The sequence below is a fragment of the Kitasatospora sp. NPDC004669 genome (assembly GCF_040609455.1).
Lineage (GTDB): Bacteria > Actinomycetota > Actinomycetes > Streptomycetales > Streptomycetaceae > Kitasatospora.
The window spans coordinates 1-16,868 of sequence record NZ_JBEXKB010000071.1; the positions used below are offsets into that span (position 1 = coordinate 1).

Here is a 16,868-nt window from a genome sequence, read left to right on the forward strand (position 1 = left end):
TGATGCGCGACGCGAAGATCACCCAGATCTACGAGGGCACCAACCAGGTCCAGCGCATCGTCATGGCCCGCAACCTGCCGTAACGACGCTCTGACCGCTCGAGTCCCGGAGCCCCCGGCCGATTCCGATCGGCCGGGGGCTCCGGCGTTCCCGGACGGCCCTGATCGCCGGCTGTGGCGGTGTCGTATAAATGATCGTCAACTTTCCTGCAGTGCAGCCGAGTACGGAGGAATACAGATGACCGCCCACGAGACCACCGGCAAGGTCTGGCTGATCACCGGCGCCAACTCCGGCTTCGGCCGGGCCATCGCCGAGGCCGCCGTCGCCGCCGGCGACACCGTGGTCGCCGCCGCCCGCCGGCCCGAGGCGCTGGCCGAGCTGGAGGCAGCCCACCCCGGCCGGGTCGTCCCGGTCCGGCTGGACGTCACCGACCACGACCAGATCTCCGCCGCCGTCGAGGAGGCCCTGTCCCGGCTCGGCCGGATCGACGTCCTGGTGAACAACGCCGGGCGCGGCCTGATCGGCGCCGTCGAGGAGTCCACCGACCGCGAACTGCGGGACCTCATGGACCTGCACTTCTTCGGCCCGGCCGCGCTCACCCGGGCCGTGCTGCCGCACATGCGGGCCCGGGGCAGCGGCGCCGTGGTGCAGATGAGCAGCATGGGCGGCCGGTTCTCCTTCCCCGGTGTGGGCGCCTACTCGGCCACCAAGTTCGCGCTGGAGGGCCTGTCCGAGGCGCTGGCGCAGGAGGTGGCCGGCTTCGGGATCAAGGTGCTGATCGTCGAGCCGGGCGCGTTCCGGACCGGCTTCGCGGGCGGCGACGCGCTCGCCCACTCCACCCCGATCGCCGCGTACGACCCGCTGGTCGGTCCGGTCCGCACCGGCCTGCCGGACTCCGACGGCAAGCAGCCCGGCGACCCGGCGAAGGCCGCCGAGGCGATCCTGGCCGCCCTGGACGCCGAGCGGACCCCGCTGCGGCTCGCCCTCGGCAGTGACGCCGTGGACGCGGTCCTCGGCCACCTGGACGGCGCCCGCAGCGAGGCCGAGACCTGGGAGTCGGTCGGCCGCGGCACCGACTACCCGGCCGGCGCCTGAGCGCCCTCCTGGTCGCACTCCCGGGAAACCGGGCGACGGCGGGCAGCCCGGTTCCCTAGGCTGCCCGCCATGTCCGACACACTCAGCCTGGCCGCCCTCACCCCCGACAACATCGACGCCGCCCTGGCCCTGCGGGTGCGCCCCGACCAGGAGGGCCTGGTCGCGCCGGTGGCGAAGTCGCTGGCCGAGGCGTACGTGCACGGGGAGACGGCCTGGCCCCGGCTGATCCTGGACGGTGGGCGGCCGGTCGGCTTCGTGATGGCCTTCTTCGACGTGACCTTCCACCCCGAGCGGCCCGAGGACCGCCCCCGCTCCGGCCTGTGGCGCCTGTTGATCGACGCCGAGCGGCAGGGCGGCGGCTACGGGCGCTTCGCCGTCGAGCAGGTCTGCGCGGAGATCCGCCGCCGCGGCGGCACCCGTGCGACCGTCACCTACGAGCCCGGCCCGGCCGGCCCGGCCGGCTTCTACGCCAGGCTGGGCTTCCGTCCGACCGGCGAGCTGAGCGGCGGACAGGCCGTCGCCGAACTGGACCTGTAGGGCTCGCCCGACCGCTCAGTCGAGCAGCGCGGCCGCCTGCTCCCGTGCCTGCCGCAGCCACTCGGCCCGCTCGGCGGCGGGGGAGTCGGTGACCGTCCGGAAGACCGTCCGCCGGACCTCGGTGACGCCGACGTACGGCAGCACACAGGCCGCCCAGATCCGCTCCAGCGGATCGCCGAACTCCTCGCGCTCCCGGTCCTCGGGGGTGTCCGAGGTGTTCAGCACCAGGGCCCGCCCGGCCCGCAGCAGTCCGGCGGGCTCGCCGTCGGCGGTGCCGAGCTTGTACGCGACGCCGGGGGCCAGCACCCGCTGGACCCAGCCGGTCAGTACGGCGGGCGGCATGCCCCACCAGTTGGGATGGATCAGCACCAGCGCGTCCAGGGTGGCCACCTCGGCACGGTGCGTGGCGATTTGCGGGTCGGCGGTGGCCCCGGCGTCGGCCACCGTGCCGGTCTCCTCGGCGGTGAGCAGCGGCGCGAACCCGTCGGCGTACAGGTCGTGCGCCCGTACCTCGCAGCCGCGCCCGCGCAGTTCGTCCACCACGGCCTCGTACAGCGCGTGGTTGAAGCTGCCCGGCCGCGGATGCGCCAGATAGACCCCGATTCGGTTCATGTCCCGCCCCCCTCATGGTGGTTGGAGGCAGATGCTACTGGTGTCGCCGCGGTGACGGCCGTGCGGTGTGCCGGCGCCTCCTCGGAGGGGACCGCGGCGAAGGGCTGTCGCGCGTGCGCCCACACGAGACGCTCTGGCGCAAGCTGAAGGCGTGAAGGCCCAGGCCTAGGAGTCTGATGAAGATCTTGAAAATGCGCCCGGCTTGCACCAGTTCGACCTGATTGACATTTACTGGCAATCTGGGGCGAACTGGGCGACCGAACCAAGATCTTCAGGAGACTCCTAGGCCGCCTCGGGCTTCCCGGCGGCGGTGGCGATCACCTCGTCCAGCACCTCGCGCGAGCGCAGCAGATCGGTGATCGTCCGGTCGATCCGGTCGCGCTCCGAGGTGAGCTCCTCGACCAGCTTGGGCGTGGCGATCTCGTTGGGGCCGCCGTCCGAGTCCCGCATGCACGGGAGGACCTTGTAGATGGTGCGGCTGTGCAGTCCGGCCGCGAACAGCTCCTGGATGTGGACCACCCGGTCCACCGCCGTCTCCGGGTACTCCCGATGGCCGCCGCCGGTGCGCCGGGCGGTCAGCAGGCCCTGCTACTGCTTCGCCGGGGTCGAGGTGCACGGGGCCAACGGCTACCTGCTGCACCAGTTCCTCGCCCGGGGTACCAACCGGCGCACCGATGCCTATGGCGGCCCGGTGGCCCACCGGATCCGCTTCGTCGTCGAGGTGGTCCGGGCGGTCGCGGCCGAGATCGGCCCCGAACGGGTCGGTCTGCGGCTCTCGCCCGGGTTCACCGGCCAGGGCATGGCCGAGGGCGACACCGCCGAGATCCACCGCGCGCTGGTCGGCGAGCTCGCCGAGGACGGCCTCGCCTACCTGGACGTGGTCTTCGCCGACCCGGAGGACGCCGTCTTCCAGGAGATCCGCAAGACCTGGGCGGGCACCCTGATCGCCAACCCGGTGCTCGGCTGGGGGCAGCCGCTGCCCGAGGACGGCGGCCGCGCCGCCGCCGAGGCGCTGCTCGCGGCCGGCGCCGACCTGATCTCCTTCGGCCGCGGCTTCCTCGCCAACCCCGACCTGGTCGAGCGCCTGCGCACCGGCGCCGCGCTCAACCCCGTCCGGGACGGGCTGATGTACACCGGCGGATCCGAGGGGTACACCGACTACCCGACGCTGGCCGGATAACACGCCGCTGTGACCTCGCGCCCTCCGGGGGTGGCGAGCGACGCCCGGCCGCTCGTGCCATGATCCCTGCATGGGTTCCAACGTTTTCTTCGACATCACCATCAACGACGAGCCGGCGGGCCGCATCGTCTTCAAGCTCTTTGACGAGGACGTCCCGAAGACCGCCCGCAACTTCCGTGAGCTGGCCACCGGCCAGAACGGTTTCGGCTACGAGGGCTCCGGCTTCCACCGCGTGATCCCGGCCTTCATGCTGCAGGGCGGTGACTTCACCAACCACAACGGCACCGGCGGCAAGAGCATCTACGGCGCGAAGTTCGAGGACGAGAACTTCAAGCTCAAGCACGACCGCCCGGGCCTGCTGTCGATGGCCAACGCCGGCCGCAACACCAACGGTTCGCAGTTCTTCATCACCACCATCGTCACCGACTGGCTGGACGGCAAGCACGTCGTCTTCGGCGAGGTCGTCGAGGGCATGGACCTGGTGAAGAAGATCGAGGGCCTCGGCTCGCAGAGCGGCCGCACCTCGGCCAAGATCACCATCGCCAAGTCCGGCGTGGTCGAGTAATCACCGCCCTCCGGGACCGGTGACGAACCACCGCCCCGGAGCGGGAAGTCGGACTCGCCGACCTCCCGCTCCGGGGCGGTGGTGTTCCCGCCGGGCGGCGTCCTAGGTCGAAGGACCGATGGCCGAGCGCCCACGACCGGGGTGGAATGGGCGGGTGGATCACGAGAAGGCGTACGAGGGGCTGGCACCGGCCGTCCGGGCGGCGTACCTGGAGCGGATCGGGCTGGCCGAGCCCGGGCCGCCGTCGGCGGAGGGCCTGGCGCGGCTGCAGCGCGCCCACCTGCACGCGGTGCCGTTCGAGAACCTGAGCATCCACCTCGGCGAGCCCGTGGTGCTGGAGCCGGCGGCGCTGGTGGCGAAGCTGGTGGACCGGCGACGCGGCGGCTTCTGCTACGAACTCAACGGCGCCTTCGCCGAGTTGCTGCGCTCACTGGGCTACCGGGTGAGCCTGCTGGCCGCCCGGGTCCTCGACGGGGAGCGCCCCGGGCCGCCGTTCGACCACCTGGCGCTGCGGGTCGACCTGGACGAACCGTGGCTGGTCGACGTGGGTTTCGGCCGCTTCAGCCTGCTCCCGCTGCGCCTGGACGAGCGCGGCCCGCAGTCCGACCCGCACGGCACGGTCGTGATCAGCCCGTACGGCGACCACGGCGAGCTGGACGTACGACTGGACGGCGCGCCGCAGTACCGGCTCGACCCGCGCCCGTACCGGCTGGCCGACTTCGGGCCGACCTGCTGGTGGCAGGCCACCTCGCCGCAGTCCCACTTCACCCGATCGGCCACCTGCTCGCTCCTCGCCCCGGACGGCGGCCGGACCACCCTCAGCGGCACCCGACTGATCCGGACCGCCCCCGACGGCGCCCGCACCGAGGAGCAACTCACCGACGCCGGGGCGCTGTCCGCGTACCGCGAGCACTTCGGCATCGCGCTGGACCGGCTGCCGGCCGCCCCGTCGGCCTGATTCCGGGGCGGTGGGCGTTCCGTCAGGCGGTCCTCGGCGGGCGCCCGCTCGTCAGGCGCCCGCTCGTCAGGTACGAGCCGCGGCGGGTGCCCAAGTGCCCTCCCGCATCCCGACCTTGCGGGCGGGTACCCCGGCCCAGATCTCGCCCGGTCCGGTCGAGCGGGTGAGTACGGCGTTGGCGCCGACGACGGTCCCCGCGCCGACGGTCAGCACGCCCTCCTTGCACACCACCTTGGCGCCCGCGCACAGCACCGCGCAGTCCTCGACCACCACCCGCCGCATCGCGCTGCGCTCCTGGGGTACCCACGGATCGGCGCGGCCGACGGTCACGCCGTTGTAGAGCGTCACGTTCGCGCCGAGCGTGGTGTACGGGTGCAGCACGGTGCCGAAGCCGCGGTGGAACACGGTGAGTCCGGGGCCGATCTCGCAGGCGGCCGGCACCTCCATGCCGTAGAGCGCGAGCGCCTCCTGGACCAGGCGGCCCAGGAGGCGGTGGCGTCGGCGGTAGACGAGTGCGGTGACGAGTGACATCCACCCATTGTGACGTTTCGGTCACTCGAAGTCGCCGGCTACTTGAAGTCCGGCACTGCGCTGTCGTTCTTGAAGGCGTCGAAGACCTGCTTGGACTTGTTGGCGTCCCACTGCACCGCGGACTCGCCGGTCTTGGTGTGGAAGTCCGCGTTGCCGATCGGGACGGTCACGGTCTTGCCGCCGCCGCCGTTGACGTCCTTCATGGCGAGGAAGAGCGAGCCCAGGTCGGTCAGCCCGCAGTCGTCGTCGACGATCAGGGTGCCGAGCGCCGAGTCGACCAGCGGGTAGAAGGTGAACGGGTTGAGCACGTTGCCCGGGGAGGCGGCCTGGTGGGCGAGGGCGCCGAGGAACTTCTGCTGGTTGCGCATCCGGCCGAGGTCCTGGTCGGCCATCTGGTGGCGCTGGCGGACGAAGGCGAGGGCCTGCTTCCCGTTGAGGGTCTGGTCGCCGGCCTTGAGGTCGAGGCCGGAGTCCTTGTCCTTGACGTCCTGGTCGATGTGCATCTCGACGCCGCCGATGGAGTCGACGATGCCGACGAAGCCGGTGAAGCCGATCTCGGCGTAGTGGTCGATGTGGATGCCGGTGTTCATCTCGACGGTCTGCGCCAGGAGGCGGCCGTTGCCGTTGGCGAACGCCGAGTTGATCTTCGAGGTGGTGGCCTTGACGGTCTTCCCGCTGCTCGTCTTGAACTCGGGGATCGGCACCCAGGAGTCGCGCGGGATGCTCATCAGGGTGTTCCCGTGGTCCCCGATGTGCAGGATCATCATCGAGTCGCTGCGCTTGCCCTCGACGTCGTGGCCGGTGTGCATGTCCTCCATCTGGGCGTCGGTGAGGCCCTCGCGGCTGTCCGAGCCGACGATCAGCCAGTTGGTGCCCTTGCCCGCCGCCGGGCGGCCCGGGTAGTCGGCCAGCACGTTCTCGTGGTTGAGCTTGGAGTCCGCCCAGAAGTAGGTGGACACGGCGGTCACCATGACGGCGATCAGCAGGCCGAAGACCGACCACTTGATGATCCGGCGCCGCGGCCAGCGCTTGGCCTGCGCACCGGCCGACCGCACACCGCCCGGGCCGCCGGGACCACCAGGGCCGCCGGGCCGGCCGGGACCGCCCGGACCGCCGGGTGAGCCCTGCGGAGGGACGCCGCCGTACCGGGAGGGCTCGGGCTGCCGCGGCGCGGGCGCCCCCGGCCCACGCGGGTTCAGCGAGGTCGGCAGCGGCGGCTCGGCTGCCGCCCCGCCTCCGCCGTTGCCGCCGTACGGGTTCCCACCGCCGCCCGGGCGGCCCTCCTGCCACGTGTTCATGCCGTCGAGGATGCCCGACCCCGGCCGCGCTGACTCCCCCCGGGGGCCCCACCGGGCCTCTTGTAGCAGTTTTGATGCACGTACCGGATCGTTCCGCCGAAACGTCCCGTCACCCGTGTTCCAGCTGCCGAAACGATTCTTGACCGCCTCGAACACAGCGTGTTTGCATTTCAGGCATGGATCAGCGTTGGGCACTCACGCGTCGGCGGTACGTCGACCTGCGGCGTGGGGTGGCCTGCTCGCTCTGTCGCGGCTGACGCCCGCGCCTCGCGCCCGTCGAGACGCCCCCTTCCGAGCACCGAACCGCAGCGCCCTGCCCGCTGCGGCGCCGTTTCGCAGAGCCGCCCCCGCTTCCAGCCAGAGGTGAACCATGGCCACCGTCCTGTCCGTTTCCGGCTCCCCGTCCGCCACCTCCCGCACCACCCGCCTGCTGCGCCACGTCGACGCCCGTCTCGTCGACCGCGGCCACCGCGTCATCCCCTTCGAGGCCCGCAGCCTGCCCGCGCACGCGCTGCTCTCCGGCGACTTCGACCACCCCGAGATCGTCGCCGTCACCGAGCTGTTCGCCCGCGCTGACGGCGTGGTCATCGGCACCCCCGTCTACAAGGCCGCCTACTCGGGCCTGCTGAAGGCCCTGCTGGACGTGCTCCCGCAGTACGCCCTGGCCGGCAAGGCCGTCCTGCCGCTGGCCACCGGCGGCTCGCCCGCGCACGTCCTCGCGGTGGACTACGCGCTGCGCCCGGTGCTCAGCTCGATGGGCGCCGGCCACATCACCCAGGGGTGGTTCGTGCTCGACCGCCACATCACCGCCAGGGAGGACGGCACCACCCTGGTCGAGCGCGAGACCGACATCCTGCTGGCCCCCGTCGTGGCGGGCTTCGCCGAGGCCCTGGAGCGGCCGGCCGTACCCGCGCTGACCGGCTGAGCGACGGCCGGCGCGGCCCCGTACGGGGCGACCCCGAGAAGGCCCGCGGCGCCCCCTAGGGGGAGGGGCGCCGCACCCCGTAGAACCTTGGTTGCAGCGCTTCATTCCGACGGAGGACGAGCCGCCCGCAACCGACTCCTAACGTGGATCTCACGTCCCCGCCCGCCCGAACGCGGCCCGATTCCGTCGGGTCCGCAGCCGACCGCGTCGGCAGGGTGGGGGCCAACGGGTGGGCCCACTTCTTAGGAGACTCCAGTGACGACGGCAGCAGCCGTGTACGACCCCCAGCTTCCCGGCGGACCGTCCGCCGTCGCCGCGTCGGCCCGTCAGGTCACCAAGGCGTACGGCTCGGGCGAGACCAAGGTGACCGCCCTCGACGCGGTCGACGTGGACATCCAGCGTGGTCGGTTCACCGCGATCATGGGTCCCTCCGGCTCCGGCAAGTCGACCCTGATGCACTGCCTGGCCGGCCTGGACACGGTCAGCGGCGGTCGGATCTGGATCGGCGACACGGAGATCACCGGTCTCAAGGACAAGCAGCTCACCAGGCTGCGCCGCGACAAGATCGGCTTCATCTTCCAGGCGTTCAACCTGCTGCCGACCCTGAACGCGCTGGAGAACATCACGCTCCCGATGGACATCGCCGGTCGCAAGCCCGACCCGGCCTGGCTGGACCAGGTGGTGGAGACCGTCGGCCTGGCCGGCCGGCTCAAGCACCGCCCCACCCAGCTCTCCGGCGGCCAGCAGCAGCGCGTCGCGGTGGCCCGGGCCCTGGCCGCCCGACCCGAGATCATCTTCGGCGACGAGCCCACCGGCAACCTGGACTCCCGGGCCGGCGCCGAGGTGCTGACCTTCCTGCGCCGCTCGGTGGACGAGCTGGGCCAGACGATGGTCATGGTCACCCACGACCCGGTCGCCGCCGGCTACGCGGACCGCGTGCTCTTCCTCGCCGACGGCGTGATCGTCGACGAGATGCACTCGCCCACCGCCGACTCCGTCCTCGAACGCATGCGCCGTTTCGACGGCAAGCGCACCAGCTGAGCGACGGGACGACCTCACCATGCTGCTCAAGACCTCACTGCGGAGCTTCTTCGCCCACAAGGGCCGGATGGCGCTCTCGCTCATCGCCGTCGTGCTGTCGGTCGCCTTCGTGTCCGGCACCCTGGTGTTCTCCAACACCGCCACCAGCACCTTCTCCAAGCTCTTCGCCGCGACCGCCTCGGACATCTCGGTCCAGCCGCCCAAGCCGGCCGACGACGACCAGCCTGCCAGCGACAAGCCGCCGACGATCCCGGTCTCGCTGGCCCAGCAGGTCGCCGCGGTGCCCGGCGTGAAGACGGCCGTCGGCCAGGTCATGGTCGGCAACGCGATCCTGGTCAACCCGGCCACCAACAAGCTGGTCGGTCCGACCACCGGCGCGCCCACCCTGCTCGGCAACTGGACCGACACCCCGCGCAACCCGGTGAAGATCACCTCCGGGCACGTCCCGCAGAACTCCGGCGAGCTGGTGCTGGACGCGGACACCGCCAAGAAGGCCAAGCTCGGCCTCGGCGACAAGCTCCGGGTCGACAACGCCGGCGGCCGGCACCCGTACACGATCGTCGGCATCGCCACCTTCACCACCACCAACCCGGGCGCGGCGCTGGCCTTCCTGGACACCCCGACCGCCCAGCAGGTGCTGCTCGGCGAGCAGGCCTACACCTCCGTCGAGGCCTTCGGCGACGGCAGCCGCAGCGACGACCAGCTCAAGGCCGACGCCCTCGCCAAGGTCGGCGCCGGCTACGAGGTCAAGACCGCGGCCGAGCAGAAGGACGAGAACACCAAGGCGATCGGCAGCGGCCTCGACTTCATGAAGTACGCGATGCTCGGCTTCGCCGGCATCTCGCTGATCGTCGGCGGCTTCCTGATCATCAACACCTTCTCGATGCTGGTCGCCCAGCGCACCCGCGAGATCGGCCTGCTGCGCGCCATCGGCGGCAGCCGCCGACAGGTGAACGGCTCGGTGCTGGTCGAGGCGCTGATCCTGGGCGTGCTCGGCTCGACCCTCGGGGTGGCGGTCGGCCTGGGCGTCGCGGTCGGCCTGATCAAGCTGATGAACGCGATCGGCATGGACCTCAACGCGGGCGACCTGGAGATCGGGCCGGACGTGTTCGTGGCCGGCTACGCGGTGGGCATCCTGATCACCGTCATCGCGGCCTGGATCCCGGCCCGCCGGGCCAGCAGGATCGCGCCGATGGCCGCCCTGCGCGACCACGGCACCCCGGCCGAGGCCCGCTCCAACATCGTCCGGACCGTCATCGGCCTGCTGCTGACCGCAGGTGGCGCCGGCCTGCTGGTGCTCGCCGGCACCGCCGAGAAGGCCTCCACCGGAGGCCAGTACCTGGGCCTGGGCCTGGTGCTCACCCTGATCGGCTTCGTGGTGCTCGGCCCGCTGCTGGCCACCGTCGTCATCAAGGTGCTCGGGGCCCTGCTCCCGGCCCTGTTCGGTCCCTCCGGCAAGCTCGCCCAGCGCAACGCGATGCGCAACCCGCGCCGCACCGGCGCCACCGCCGCCGCGCTGATGATCGGCCTGGCGCTGGTGATCGGCTCCTCGGTCTTCAGCTCCTCGGCCGTCAGCTCGGCCAGCGCGCAGATCGACAAGTCGGTGGGCGTGGACTACATCATCGCGGGCGGTCGCACCCCGGTCACCACGGACATGATGGACGCGGTGCGCCACACCCCGGGCATCGACCACGTCACCACCCAGGAGGAGTTCAAGCGCACGAAGGTCCAACTGCCCGACGGACAGAGCGCCAAGACGGACCTGACCGCCGTGCCGACCAGCTTCTTCGGCACCGACTTCCACCCCACGGTCACCGCCGGCGCGGTGGACTCGGTCGGGCACGGCTCGCTCGGGATCGGCGAGACCTTCGCCAAGGACCACAACCTGAAGGTCGGCGACCATCTGACCGTCGACTACGGCAAGGGCCGCACCCAGACCCTGCCGGTGGGCGTGGTCTTCCAGAAGGGCGGGCTGCTGGGCGACGGCAGCTTCGTCGGCCTCGACACCGTGACCGAGGTCGTTCCGGCCGCCGAGCAGCCGCCGGTCTGGACCTTCTTCGCCAAGGCCTCCTCCGGCACCGACGTCGCCAAGACGCTCACCGCCCTGGAGGACGCGCTCAAGCAGTACCCGCAGCTGACCGTCAAGGACCAGGCCGGCTACAAGGAGCTGGTGCAGTCCCAGATCAACACCCTGCTCTACCTGATCTACGGACTGGTCGGCCTGTCGATCACCGTCGCGGTGCTCGGCGTGGTCAACACCCTGGCGCTGTCGGTGGTCGAGCGGACCCGCGAGATCGGCCTGCTGCGGGCGATCGGGCTCTCCCGCCGCCAGCTGCGCCGGATGATCCGGCTGGAGTCCGTGGTGATCGCGGTGTTCGGTGCCGTCCTCGGCACCGGGCTGGGCCTGGCCTGGGGCATCACCGCCCAGCGGGTGCTGCGGGACCAGGGCCTCGGGACGCTCTCCGTCCCGACCACCACGATCGCGGTGACGCTGGTCTCCTCGGTGGTGATCGGTCTGGTCGCCGCCCTCGTCCCGGCTTTCCGGGCCGGACGCATGAACGTCCTCGCGGCCATCGCGACGGACTGACCCGGCGACGGGGGACGTCGGGTCGAACCCCCACGGGGGAACGGGGGAAACCGGGGGAACGGGGGTCAGGGGCCGGGCGCGCACAGCGCCCGGCCCCTGCGGCACGGACGGCCACCGGACGGCTGAGCCGATCGGCCGATGCCGAGCCGATCGCCGAATGCCGCCCTCGGACGCCCCGCCCCTGCCCAGGGCCGCGCCCTTCGCCGCCGCCCACCGCCCCGACCTGCGCCCGGACCGGGCGCTGCCGGACCGGCCGGGTCGCCCCCAGCGCCTGGTGAACTCCCTCCCGCCGGCCGGCTTCATGCTGTTCACCGTCGTTCACCACTGGCTTTGAACCTGCCCCGAACCTGCACCGTTCCCACTCCGATTCGGGTCCTGGGGAGCGGGGCGGTACGGTGGGCGTGATCACAGCGCCGGTACCGCCCTTCGGGGTGCCCGGAGCCGCCCAGACCGGGACAAGACGGAGACGCGTCGGCACCGGTACGGTTGGCCCCGATGAACACCAAGGCTGCTGAGGAGCTGCCGGCTGTTTCCGTGATCATGCCGGTGCTCAATGAGGAACGACACCTGCGCACGGCGGTCCGGCGCATCCTGGACCAGGAGTACCCCGGGCCGATGGAAGTGGTGATCGCCCTCGGCCCTTCCACCGACCGCACCGCCGAGATCGCGGCCGAGCTGGTGGCCGAGGATCCGCGGGTGCGCACGGTGGAGAACCCCACCGGCCGGACCCCCGCGGGGCTGAACGCCGCCATCCGGGGCTCGCAGTACCCGATAGTGGTGCGCGTGGACGGCCACGGCCTGCTCACCCCCGGCTACATCACCACGGCGGTCCGGCTGCTCGGCGAGATGGACGCGGCCAACGTCGGCGGCATCATGCACGCCGAGGGCGAGACCGAGTGGGAGAACGCGGTCGCGGCCGCGATGACCTCCAAGCTCGGTGTCGGCAACGCGGCCTTCCACACCGGCGGCCTGGCCGGCCCGGCGGACACCGTCTACCTCGGGGTGTTCCGGCGGGAGGTGCTGGAGAAGCTCGGCGGCTACAACGAGGAGTTCATCCGCGCCCAGGACTGGGAGCTGAACTACCGGATCCGCCAGGACGGCGGGCTGGTCTGGTTCACCCCGCAGCTCAAGGTGACCTACCGGCCCCGGCCGTCGGTCCGGGCGCTGGCCAAGCAGTACAAGGACTACGGCCGCTGGCGCCGGGTGGTCACCCGCTACCACCGCGGCTCGGTCAACCTGCGCTACCTCGCCCCGCCGTCCGCGCTGCTCGCGGTCGTGCTCGGCCTGGTGCTGGGGGTCGCCGTCCACCCGGCCTTCCTCGCGGTGCCCGGCGCCTACCTGCTGGGCATCCTGGGCGGCGCGGTGGTCGAGGGCCGCGGCCTGTCCTTCAAGGCGAGGTCGCTGCTGCCGGTGGCGTTCGCGACCATGCACCTCAGCTGGGGCTTCGGCTTCATCACCTCGCCCCGCTCACTGGCCCGCCGGGTGATCAGGAGCGTCAGCCCGTCCCCGAAGGACGTGCTCTCCCGGGCGCGGTGAGCGGCGGCACCGGCCACCGTCGGTAGGTACTCGGTAGGTACGAGGACGATCGAGGGCGGGCCGGGCTCGGATCGAGCCGAGCCCGGCCGCCGTCCTCGCCGGTGACGCCGGAACTCCCGCCCCCTGTCGGCTACTTGGCGCAGATGTCGGTGTCGTCCGCCTGCACCCGCTGGAGGTCCTTCGGCGCCTCCGTCGGCGCCTGGGTGGGGGGCGCGAGGACGTCCTTGCCGAGCACCAGCACCAGCGCGCCCTTCGGGTCCGCCTTCGGGTCCGGCCGTACGGCGTCGGCGGGCAGCCCGAGGGCGCCGGCCAGGGCGGCGGCCTCGGCCTCCTGGCCGGCCGGATACGACACGGTGGTGGTCGCCGTGACCGCCGCGTCGGAGGCGACCGCGGCCTTGGCGAAACCCTTGGCCTTCAGTTTCTCCACCGTCGGACCGGACTGCCCGCGCGTCCCGCTGCCGTTGCGCACCGTCACCCGGACGTCCTTGGCGTCCACCGCCGGGGCGGTGGTGGCCGGGGCGGCGGAGGGGGTGGCCGGGGCAGGGGTCCCGGCGGCCGGCGGGGCGTCCGCCCCGGTCAGCGAGCGGTCGCCCGCGATCATCGAGAACACCTGCCCGGCGTCGGGCTGCTTGAGGATGAGCCGGTCGTTGTCCTTGGGGTCGTCCAGGACCGGCACGGTGGTGAAGGTGATGTTCTTGGTGTCCACCTTGCTGATGTCCTGCGCCAGGTCCTTGAGCTTGTCGACGCTGCCGATGCCGGAGTCCACCGTGAGCGCCTTGGTGGCGGCGTCCGCGAGCTTGTAGAGCTTGGCGGGACTGGTCAGGGTGTCGTCGCTCTTGATCTTGCGGATCATCGAGCCGATGAACTGCTGCTGGAGCGGGATCCGGGTGAGGTCGCCGCCGAAGCCGACCGCGTGCCGGGTGCGGACGAAGGCCAGCGCCTCCTCGCCCTGGACCGTGTGGCGGCCCTTGGACATCTTCAGGTGCGAGTCCTTGTCGTCGATGTCCTTGCCCGCGCAGACCTCCACTCCGCCGACGGCGGTGGACAGGGTCTTCACCGCTTCGAAGTTGACCTGCACGAAGTGGTCGACCCGGATCCCGGTCATCTTCTCGACGGTCTTCCAGGTGCAGCCGGCGTCGCGCCCGTCCTGGCCGAGGCTCCTGTTGAACATCTCCCGCGCCAGGCCGGGGATCTTCTTCCCCTGGTCGGTCCGGCACTCCGGGATCGGCACCATCAGGTCGCGCGGGATGCTGACCACGGTCGCGTTGGAGCGGTCCTTGGCGATGTGGAACAGCAGCGTCGTGTCGGCGTGCCCGGTGCTGCCCTCGTCGCCGTACTCGCGCCCGAGGCCCTCCCGGCTGTCCGTGCCGATCACCAGGATGTTCAGCGCGTCCCCGGCGGCCCGGGGCCGCTCGGCCTCGTCGCCCAACTGGACCTTGACCGAGGTCAGGTTGTTGTTGAAGTGCTGGTACAGGTAGTACGCCCCGCCGCAGCCCGCGACCGTCACCAGCGCGCCGGTGCCGGCCGTCCACTTGAGTATCCGTCGGCGCCGGTTCCGCTTGGCCATTGCGGCCGCCCGCCGTCGGCTGTCCCGGCGGCCCTCCCCGGCCGGTGCCGCCTCGGCTCCCCGTCGGCGCTGCCGGGGGACGCCGGTGGCCGGGTCCACCCGGTACCGACCGGTTTCCGGTTGCTCCTCGTACACGGGGGTTCCCTATCTTCGGACCGGTCGCGGCTCCGGCCCGCCCGTACCGACGGGCCGATCCGGACACACTAAACGAGTCGAACGGGGGAATCGCTCCGGGTGTGACTTGAGTCATGCGAAGGCAAGGGGTCGGTAAAGTCGCCGAACGGGCCTCGTATTTCCGGGGCGGTACCCGCCCCGGCCGTGCCGACCTGCGGCGTCGCCCCGGTCAGTGCGGAGCGCAGGGGTCCACGTCGGCCGTGCGTCCCTCGAAAGTCGGCGAGGCGTTCGCCGAGGGTGACGCCGTCGCCTGGTTCGCCCCCGCCCAGGTGGCCGCCCCCGGTCCGGCGCCGGCATCCGCCGTGGGCGCCGGACCGGGCGCTCGGACGGCGATCGGCCGGTCGTCCCGCAGCACGGTGAACAGCTGGGTGGTCTGTGGCTGCACGAACTCGTCCCGGTCCGAGTCGTAGCGGTACGGGCGGCGCGGCACGGTCAGGAGCGCCATGTCCGGCGAGGGGATGCCGCGCAGGTCCTGGGTGAGGTCGTACAGCGCGCCGAGCGAGGACAGGCCGCCGTCCGCCTTGATCGAGGAGGTGGCCGCGTCCAGCACCGGCCAGAGCCGCGCCGGGTTCAGCAGCACCCCCTGCGACTGCACCTTGCGGATCAGCGAGGCCAGGAACTGCTGCTGACGACCCATCCGCTGGGTGTCGCTGCCGTCGCCCAGGCTCTCCCGGGCCCGGACGTAGCCGAGCGACTGCTCGCCGTGCAGCACCTGGCGGCCGGCCTGCAGGTCCAGCTTGGCGTCCTTGTCGTGGATCGGCTGCGGCACGCAGACCTCCACCCCGCCGATCGCGTCCACCATCGTCTTGAAGCCGTTGAAGTCGAGGATCACGTAGTGGTCGAGCCGGATGCCGCTGAGCTGCTCGACGGTGCGGATCGAGCAGGCCGGGCCGCCCAGTTCGAAGGCCCAGTTGAACTGCATCAGTCCCGGCTTGCTGCGGGTGCCGTCCGGCTTCTCGCACGCGGGGACGGTGACCATGACGTCGCGTGGGATGGAGACCGCCGTCGCGCGCCGCCGGTCGGCGGCCAGGTGCAGCAGGATCGTGGTGTCCGAGCGCTGGGTGCCCGGCTCGCCGCCGTAGGAGGAGTTGGCGCCGGAGCGGTCGTCGCTGCCGATCAGAAGGATGTTCTCGGCGCCCTTGGCGCCGGCCGACCGGTTCGGGCGTTCGGCCTCCAGCTCGGCCAGCAGTTCGTCGGTGGCCGAGTCGGTCTGGATGTTGCCGTCCAGCTTCCGGTAGGCGATCCAGAACAGCACCCCGGTGGCGACCATGAGGAACGCGACGACGCCGGCGGTGATCATCAGCCACCGCCGGCGCCTGCGCGGGCGTCCGGGTCCACCCGGGGGAGCGTCCGTCGGGGGAGTGTCGTCGGTCGGGGGGTGCGCGGTGTCATCCTCGGCCATGGCAGGGATCCCTACCCACCGGGCCTTCGCCGGGGGTCAGCCGAGGCGCAGTGTCACCCGTTCGGATTCGACCCGCTTCTCCCACTGCTCGGCGCTCAGGTCCTCGGAGTTGCGGCACAGCACCACCGAGGCACCGGCCGCCAGCGGGGCCAGCAGGCCGGCCTCCAGGCCCGCCCAGTCGTCGTAGGAGAACGTGGACAGCACCCGCGCCCCGGGCTCCAGCCCGAGACGGACGGCGCCCTCCCGGGCCAGTGCGACGGTCTGCTCGCCGGTCAGCTTGAGCGGCAGCCCTTCCACCGAGGTCTCCAGCGACTGCCCGTCCGGGGGCACCGGGGAGTACGGCGCGAAGCGGTCGCCCTGGCCGGGCACCTCTGCGGCGTAGTCGAGGAAGCCGTCCGGGCGCTGCGGGAAACGGCCGCCGAGCGGGCGCAGCGCGAGGGCGACGCGCTCGCCCTCACAGGCCTGGGCGGCCTCCAGGCCCTCCGGGCCGCTCACCACCAGGTCGGCGGCGGCCGGGTCGCCGCCCGGCACCGCCGTCACCCCGACCGACCAGCAGGCCAGCAGCCAGACGGCGCTCTGCCAGTGGGCGGGCAGGAGGAGCGCGGCGCGGTCGCCCGGACCGGCGTTCAGTTCGTCCTGGAGGAGGTTGGCGGTCTTGGCGACCCAGTTGTCGAAGGTCCGGGCGGACAGTTCCACCCGTTCGCCGGTGGCGTCGTCGTAGAAGGTGACCAGCGGGGCCGCGGGATCGACCGAAGGGGTGCCGCCGCGCAGGTATGCGTGCAGCAGCTCGACGGGGGTGCGGGCATCGGCAGCGAATGGCGCAGTCATGGTGCGCCCCAGCCTACGGCCTTCGTGTGGGA

16 protein-coding genes and 2 pseudogenes are annotated in these 16,868 nt (G+C 72.0%); 11 read left to right on the forward strand and 7 right to left on the reverse strand.

The window, feature by feature from the left end; translation table 11 throughout:
- The 3 genes from ABZW30_RS37930 to ABZW30_RS37940 form a co-directional block, all read left to right on the forward strand.
- Positions 1 to 83 (forward strand): acyl-CoA dehydrogenase family protein (locus ABZW30_RS37930; RefSeq protein WP_157882129.1); only part of this gene is annotated, 83 nt, incomplete at its 5' end.
- Positions 84 to 237: 154 nt separating this feature from the next.
- Positions 238 to 1,095, forward strand: coding sequence for an oxidoreductase (locus tag ABZW30_RS37935; RefSeq protein WP_355675838.1), 858 nt, complete (start codon positions 238 to 240; stop codon positions 1,093 to 1,095).
- 69 nt (positions 1,096 to 1,164) lie between these two features.
- Positions 1,165 to 1,632, forward strand: a complete 468-nt coding sequence (locus ABZW30_RS37940; RefSeq protein WP_355675839.1) for a GNAT family N-acetyltransferase — start codon at positions 1,165 to 1,167, stop codon at positions 1,630 to 1,632.
- A gap of 15 nt (positions 1,633 to 1,647) precedes the next feature.
- Here the strand turns inward: ABZW30_RS37940 and ABZW30_RS37945 are convergent, their stop codons facing one another.
- The gene (locus ABZW30_RS37945; RefSeq protein ID WP_355675840.1) at positions 1,648 to 2,244 is read right to left on the reverse strand and encodes an NAD(P)H-dependent oxidoreductase; all 597 of its coding nucleotides are present in this window, start codon (positions 2,242 to 2,244) and stop codon (positions 1,648 to 1,650) included.
- A gap of 282 nt (positions 2,245 to 2,526) precedes the next feature.
- Positions 2,527 to 2,868: pseudogene (locus ABZW30_RS37950) on the reverse strand (MerR family transcriptional regulator).
- Here ABZW30_RS37950 and ABZW30_RS37955 point away from each other — a divergent pair.
- From ABZW30_RS37955 to ABZW30_RS37965, 3 genes and pseudogenes are all read left to right on the forward strand, one after another.
- A pseudogene (locus ABZW30_RS37955) lies at positions 2,840 to 3,424 on the forward strand (alkene reductase); the annotation flags it as partial. The pseudogenes ABZW30_RS37950 and ABZW30_RS37955 sit on opposite strands and share 29 nt — an antisense overlap.
- A 70-nt stretch (positions 3,425 to 3,494) precedes the next feature.
- The gene (locus ABZW30_RS37960) at positions 3,495 to 3,989 is read left to right on the forward strand and encodes a peptidylprolyl isomerase (RefSeq protein WP_355675841.1); all 495 of its coding nucleotides are present in this window, start codon (positions 3,495 to 3,497) and stop codon (positions 3,987 to 3,989) included.
- Between the two features lie 154 nt (positions 3,990 to 4,143).
- Positions 4,144 to 4,947: an arylamine N-acetyltransferase gene (locus ABZW30_RS37965; RefSeq protein WP_355675842.1), complete on the forward strand. Its 804-nt coding sequence runs from the start codon at positions 4,144 to 4,146 to the stop codon at positions 4,945 to 4,947.
- A 66-nt stretch (positions 4,948 to 5,013) separates the two neighbouring features.
- Here the strand turns inward: ABZW30_RS37965 and ABZW30_RS37970 are convergent, their stop codons facing one another.
- Together ABZW30_RS37970 and ABZW30_RS37975 are read right to left on the reverse strand one after the other, a co-directional pair.
- Positions 5,014 to 5,478, reverse strand: a complete 465-nt coding sequence (locus ABZW30_RS37970; RefSeq protein ID WP_355675843.1) for a hypothetical protein — start codon at positions 5,476 to 5,478, stop codon at positions 5,014 to 5,016.
- 38 nt (positions 5,479 to 5,516) lie between these two features.
- Positions 5,517 to 6,776 (reverse strand): LCP family protein, encoded by a 1,260-nt coding sequence (locus ABZW30_RS37975; RefSeq protein ID WP_355675844.1) that lies wholly within the window; start codon positions 6,774 to 6,776, stop codon positions 5,517 to 5,519.
- Between the two features lie 370 nt (positions 6,777 to 7,146).
- Between ABZW30_RS37975 and ssuE the strand changes: the two genes are divergently transcribed.
- The 5 genes from ssuE (at position 7,147) to ABZW30_RS38000 (ending at position 12,865) form a co-directional block, all read left to right on the forward strand.
- Positions 7,147 to 7,701: an NADPH-dependent FMN reductase gene (ssuE, locus tag ABZW30_RS37980; RefSeq protein ID WP_355675845.1), complete on the forward strand. Its 555-nt coding sequence runs from the start codon at positions 7,147 to 7,149 to the stop codon at positions 7,699 to 7,701.
- Positions 7,702 to 7,956: 255 nt separating this feature from the next.
- The gene (locus tag ABZW30_RS37985) at positions 7,957 to 8,742 is read left to right on the forward strand and encodes an ABC transporter ATP-binding protein (RefSeq protein WP_355675846.1); all 786 of its coding nucleotides are present in this window, start codon (positions 7,957 to 7,959) and stop codon (positions 8,740 to 8,742) included.
- A 19-nt stretch (positions 8,743 to 8,761) separates the two neighbouring features.
- Positions 8,762 to 11,329, forward strand: coding sequence for an ABC transporter permease (locus ABZW30_RS37990; protein WP_355675847.1), 2,568 nt, complete (start codon positions 8,762 to 8,764; stop codon positions 11,327 to 11,329).
- Positions 11,330 to 11,486: 157 nt separating this feature from the next.
- Positions 11,487 to 11,663 carry a hypothetical protein gene (locus tag ABZW30_RS37995; protein WP_355675848.1) on the forward strand — a complete coding sequence of 59 codons (177 nt, stop codon included), beginning with the start codon at positions 11,487 to 11,489 and terminating at the stop codon, positions 11,661 to 11,663.
- A gap of 161 nt (positions 11,664 to 11,824) precedes the next feature.
- Positions 11,825 to 12,865 (forward strand): glycosyltransferase family 2 protein, encoded by a 1,041-nt coding sequence (locus tag ABZW30_RS38000; protein ID WP_355675849.1) that lies wholly within the window; start codon positions 11,825 to 11,827, stop codon positions 12,863 to 12,865.
- Positions 12,866 to 12,995: 130 nt separating this feature from the next.
- On the opposite strand, the gene ABZW30_RS38005 is transcribed toward ABZW30_RS38000, so the two are convergent.
- The 3 genes from ABZW30_RS38005 to ABZW30_RS38015 all read right to left on the reverse strand — a co-directional run bounded on the left by ABZW30_RS38005 (position 12,996) and on the right by ABZW30_RS38015 (position 16,836).
- The gene (locus ABZW30_RS38005; RefSeq protein ID WP_355675850.1) at positions 12,996 to 14,567 is read right to left on the reverse strand and encodes an LCP family protein; all 1,572 of its coding nucleotides are present in this window, start codon (positions 14,565 to 14,567) and stop codon (positions 12,996 to 12,998) included.
- A gap of 208 nt (positions 14,568 to 14,775) precedes the next feature.
- A complete protein-coding gene (locus ABZW30_RS38010) occupies positions 14,776 to 16,008 on the reverse strand; it encodes an LCP family protein (protein ID WP_355675851.1) in 1,233 nt (410 codons plus the stop codon).
- A gap of 36 nt (positions 16,009 to 16,044) precedes the next feature.
- Positions 16,045 to 16,836, reverse strand: coding sequence for a TIGR03089 family protein (locus tag ABZW30_RS38015; protein WP_355675852.1), 792 nt, complete (start codon positions 16,834 to 16,836; stop codon positions 16,045 to 16,047).
- Positions 16,837 to 16,868: the final 32 nt, after the last annotated feature.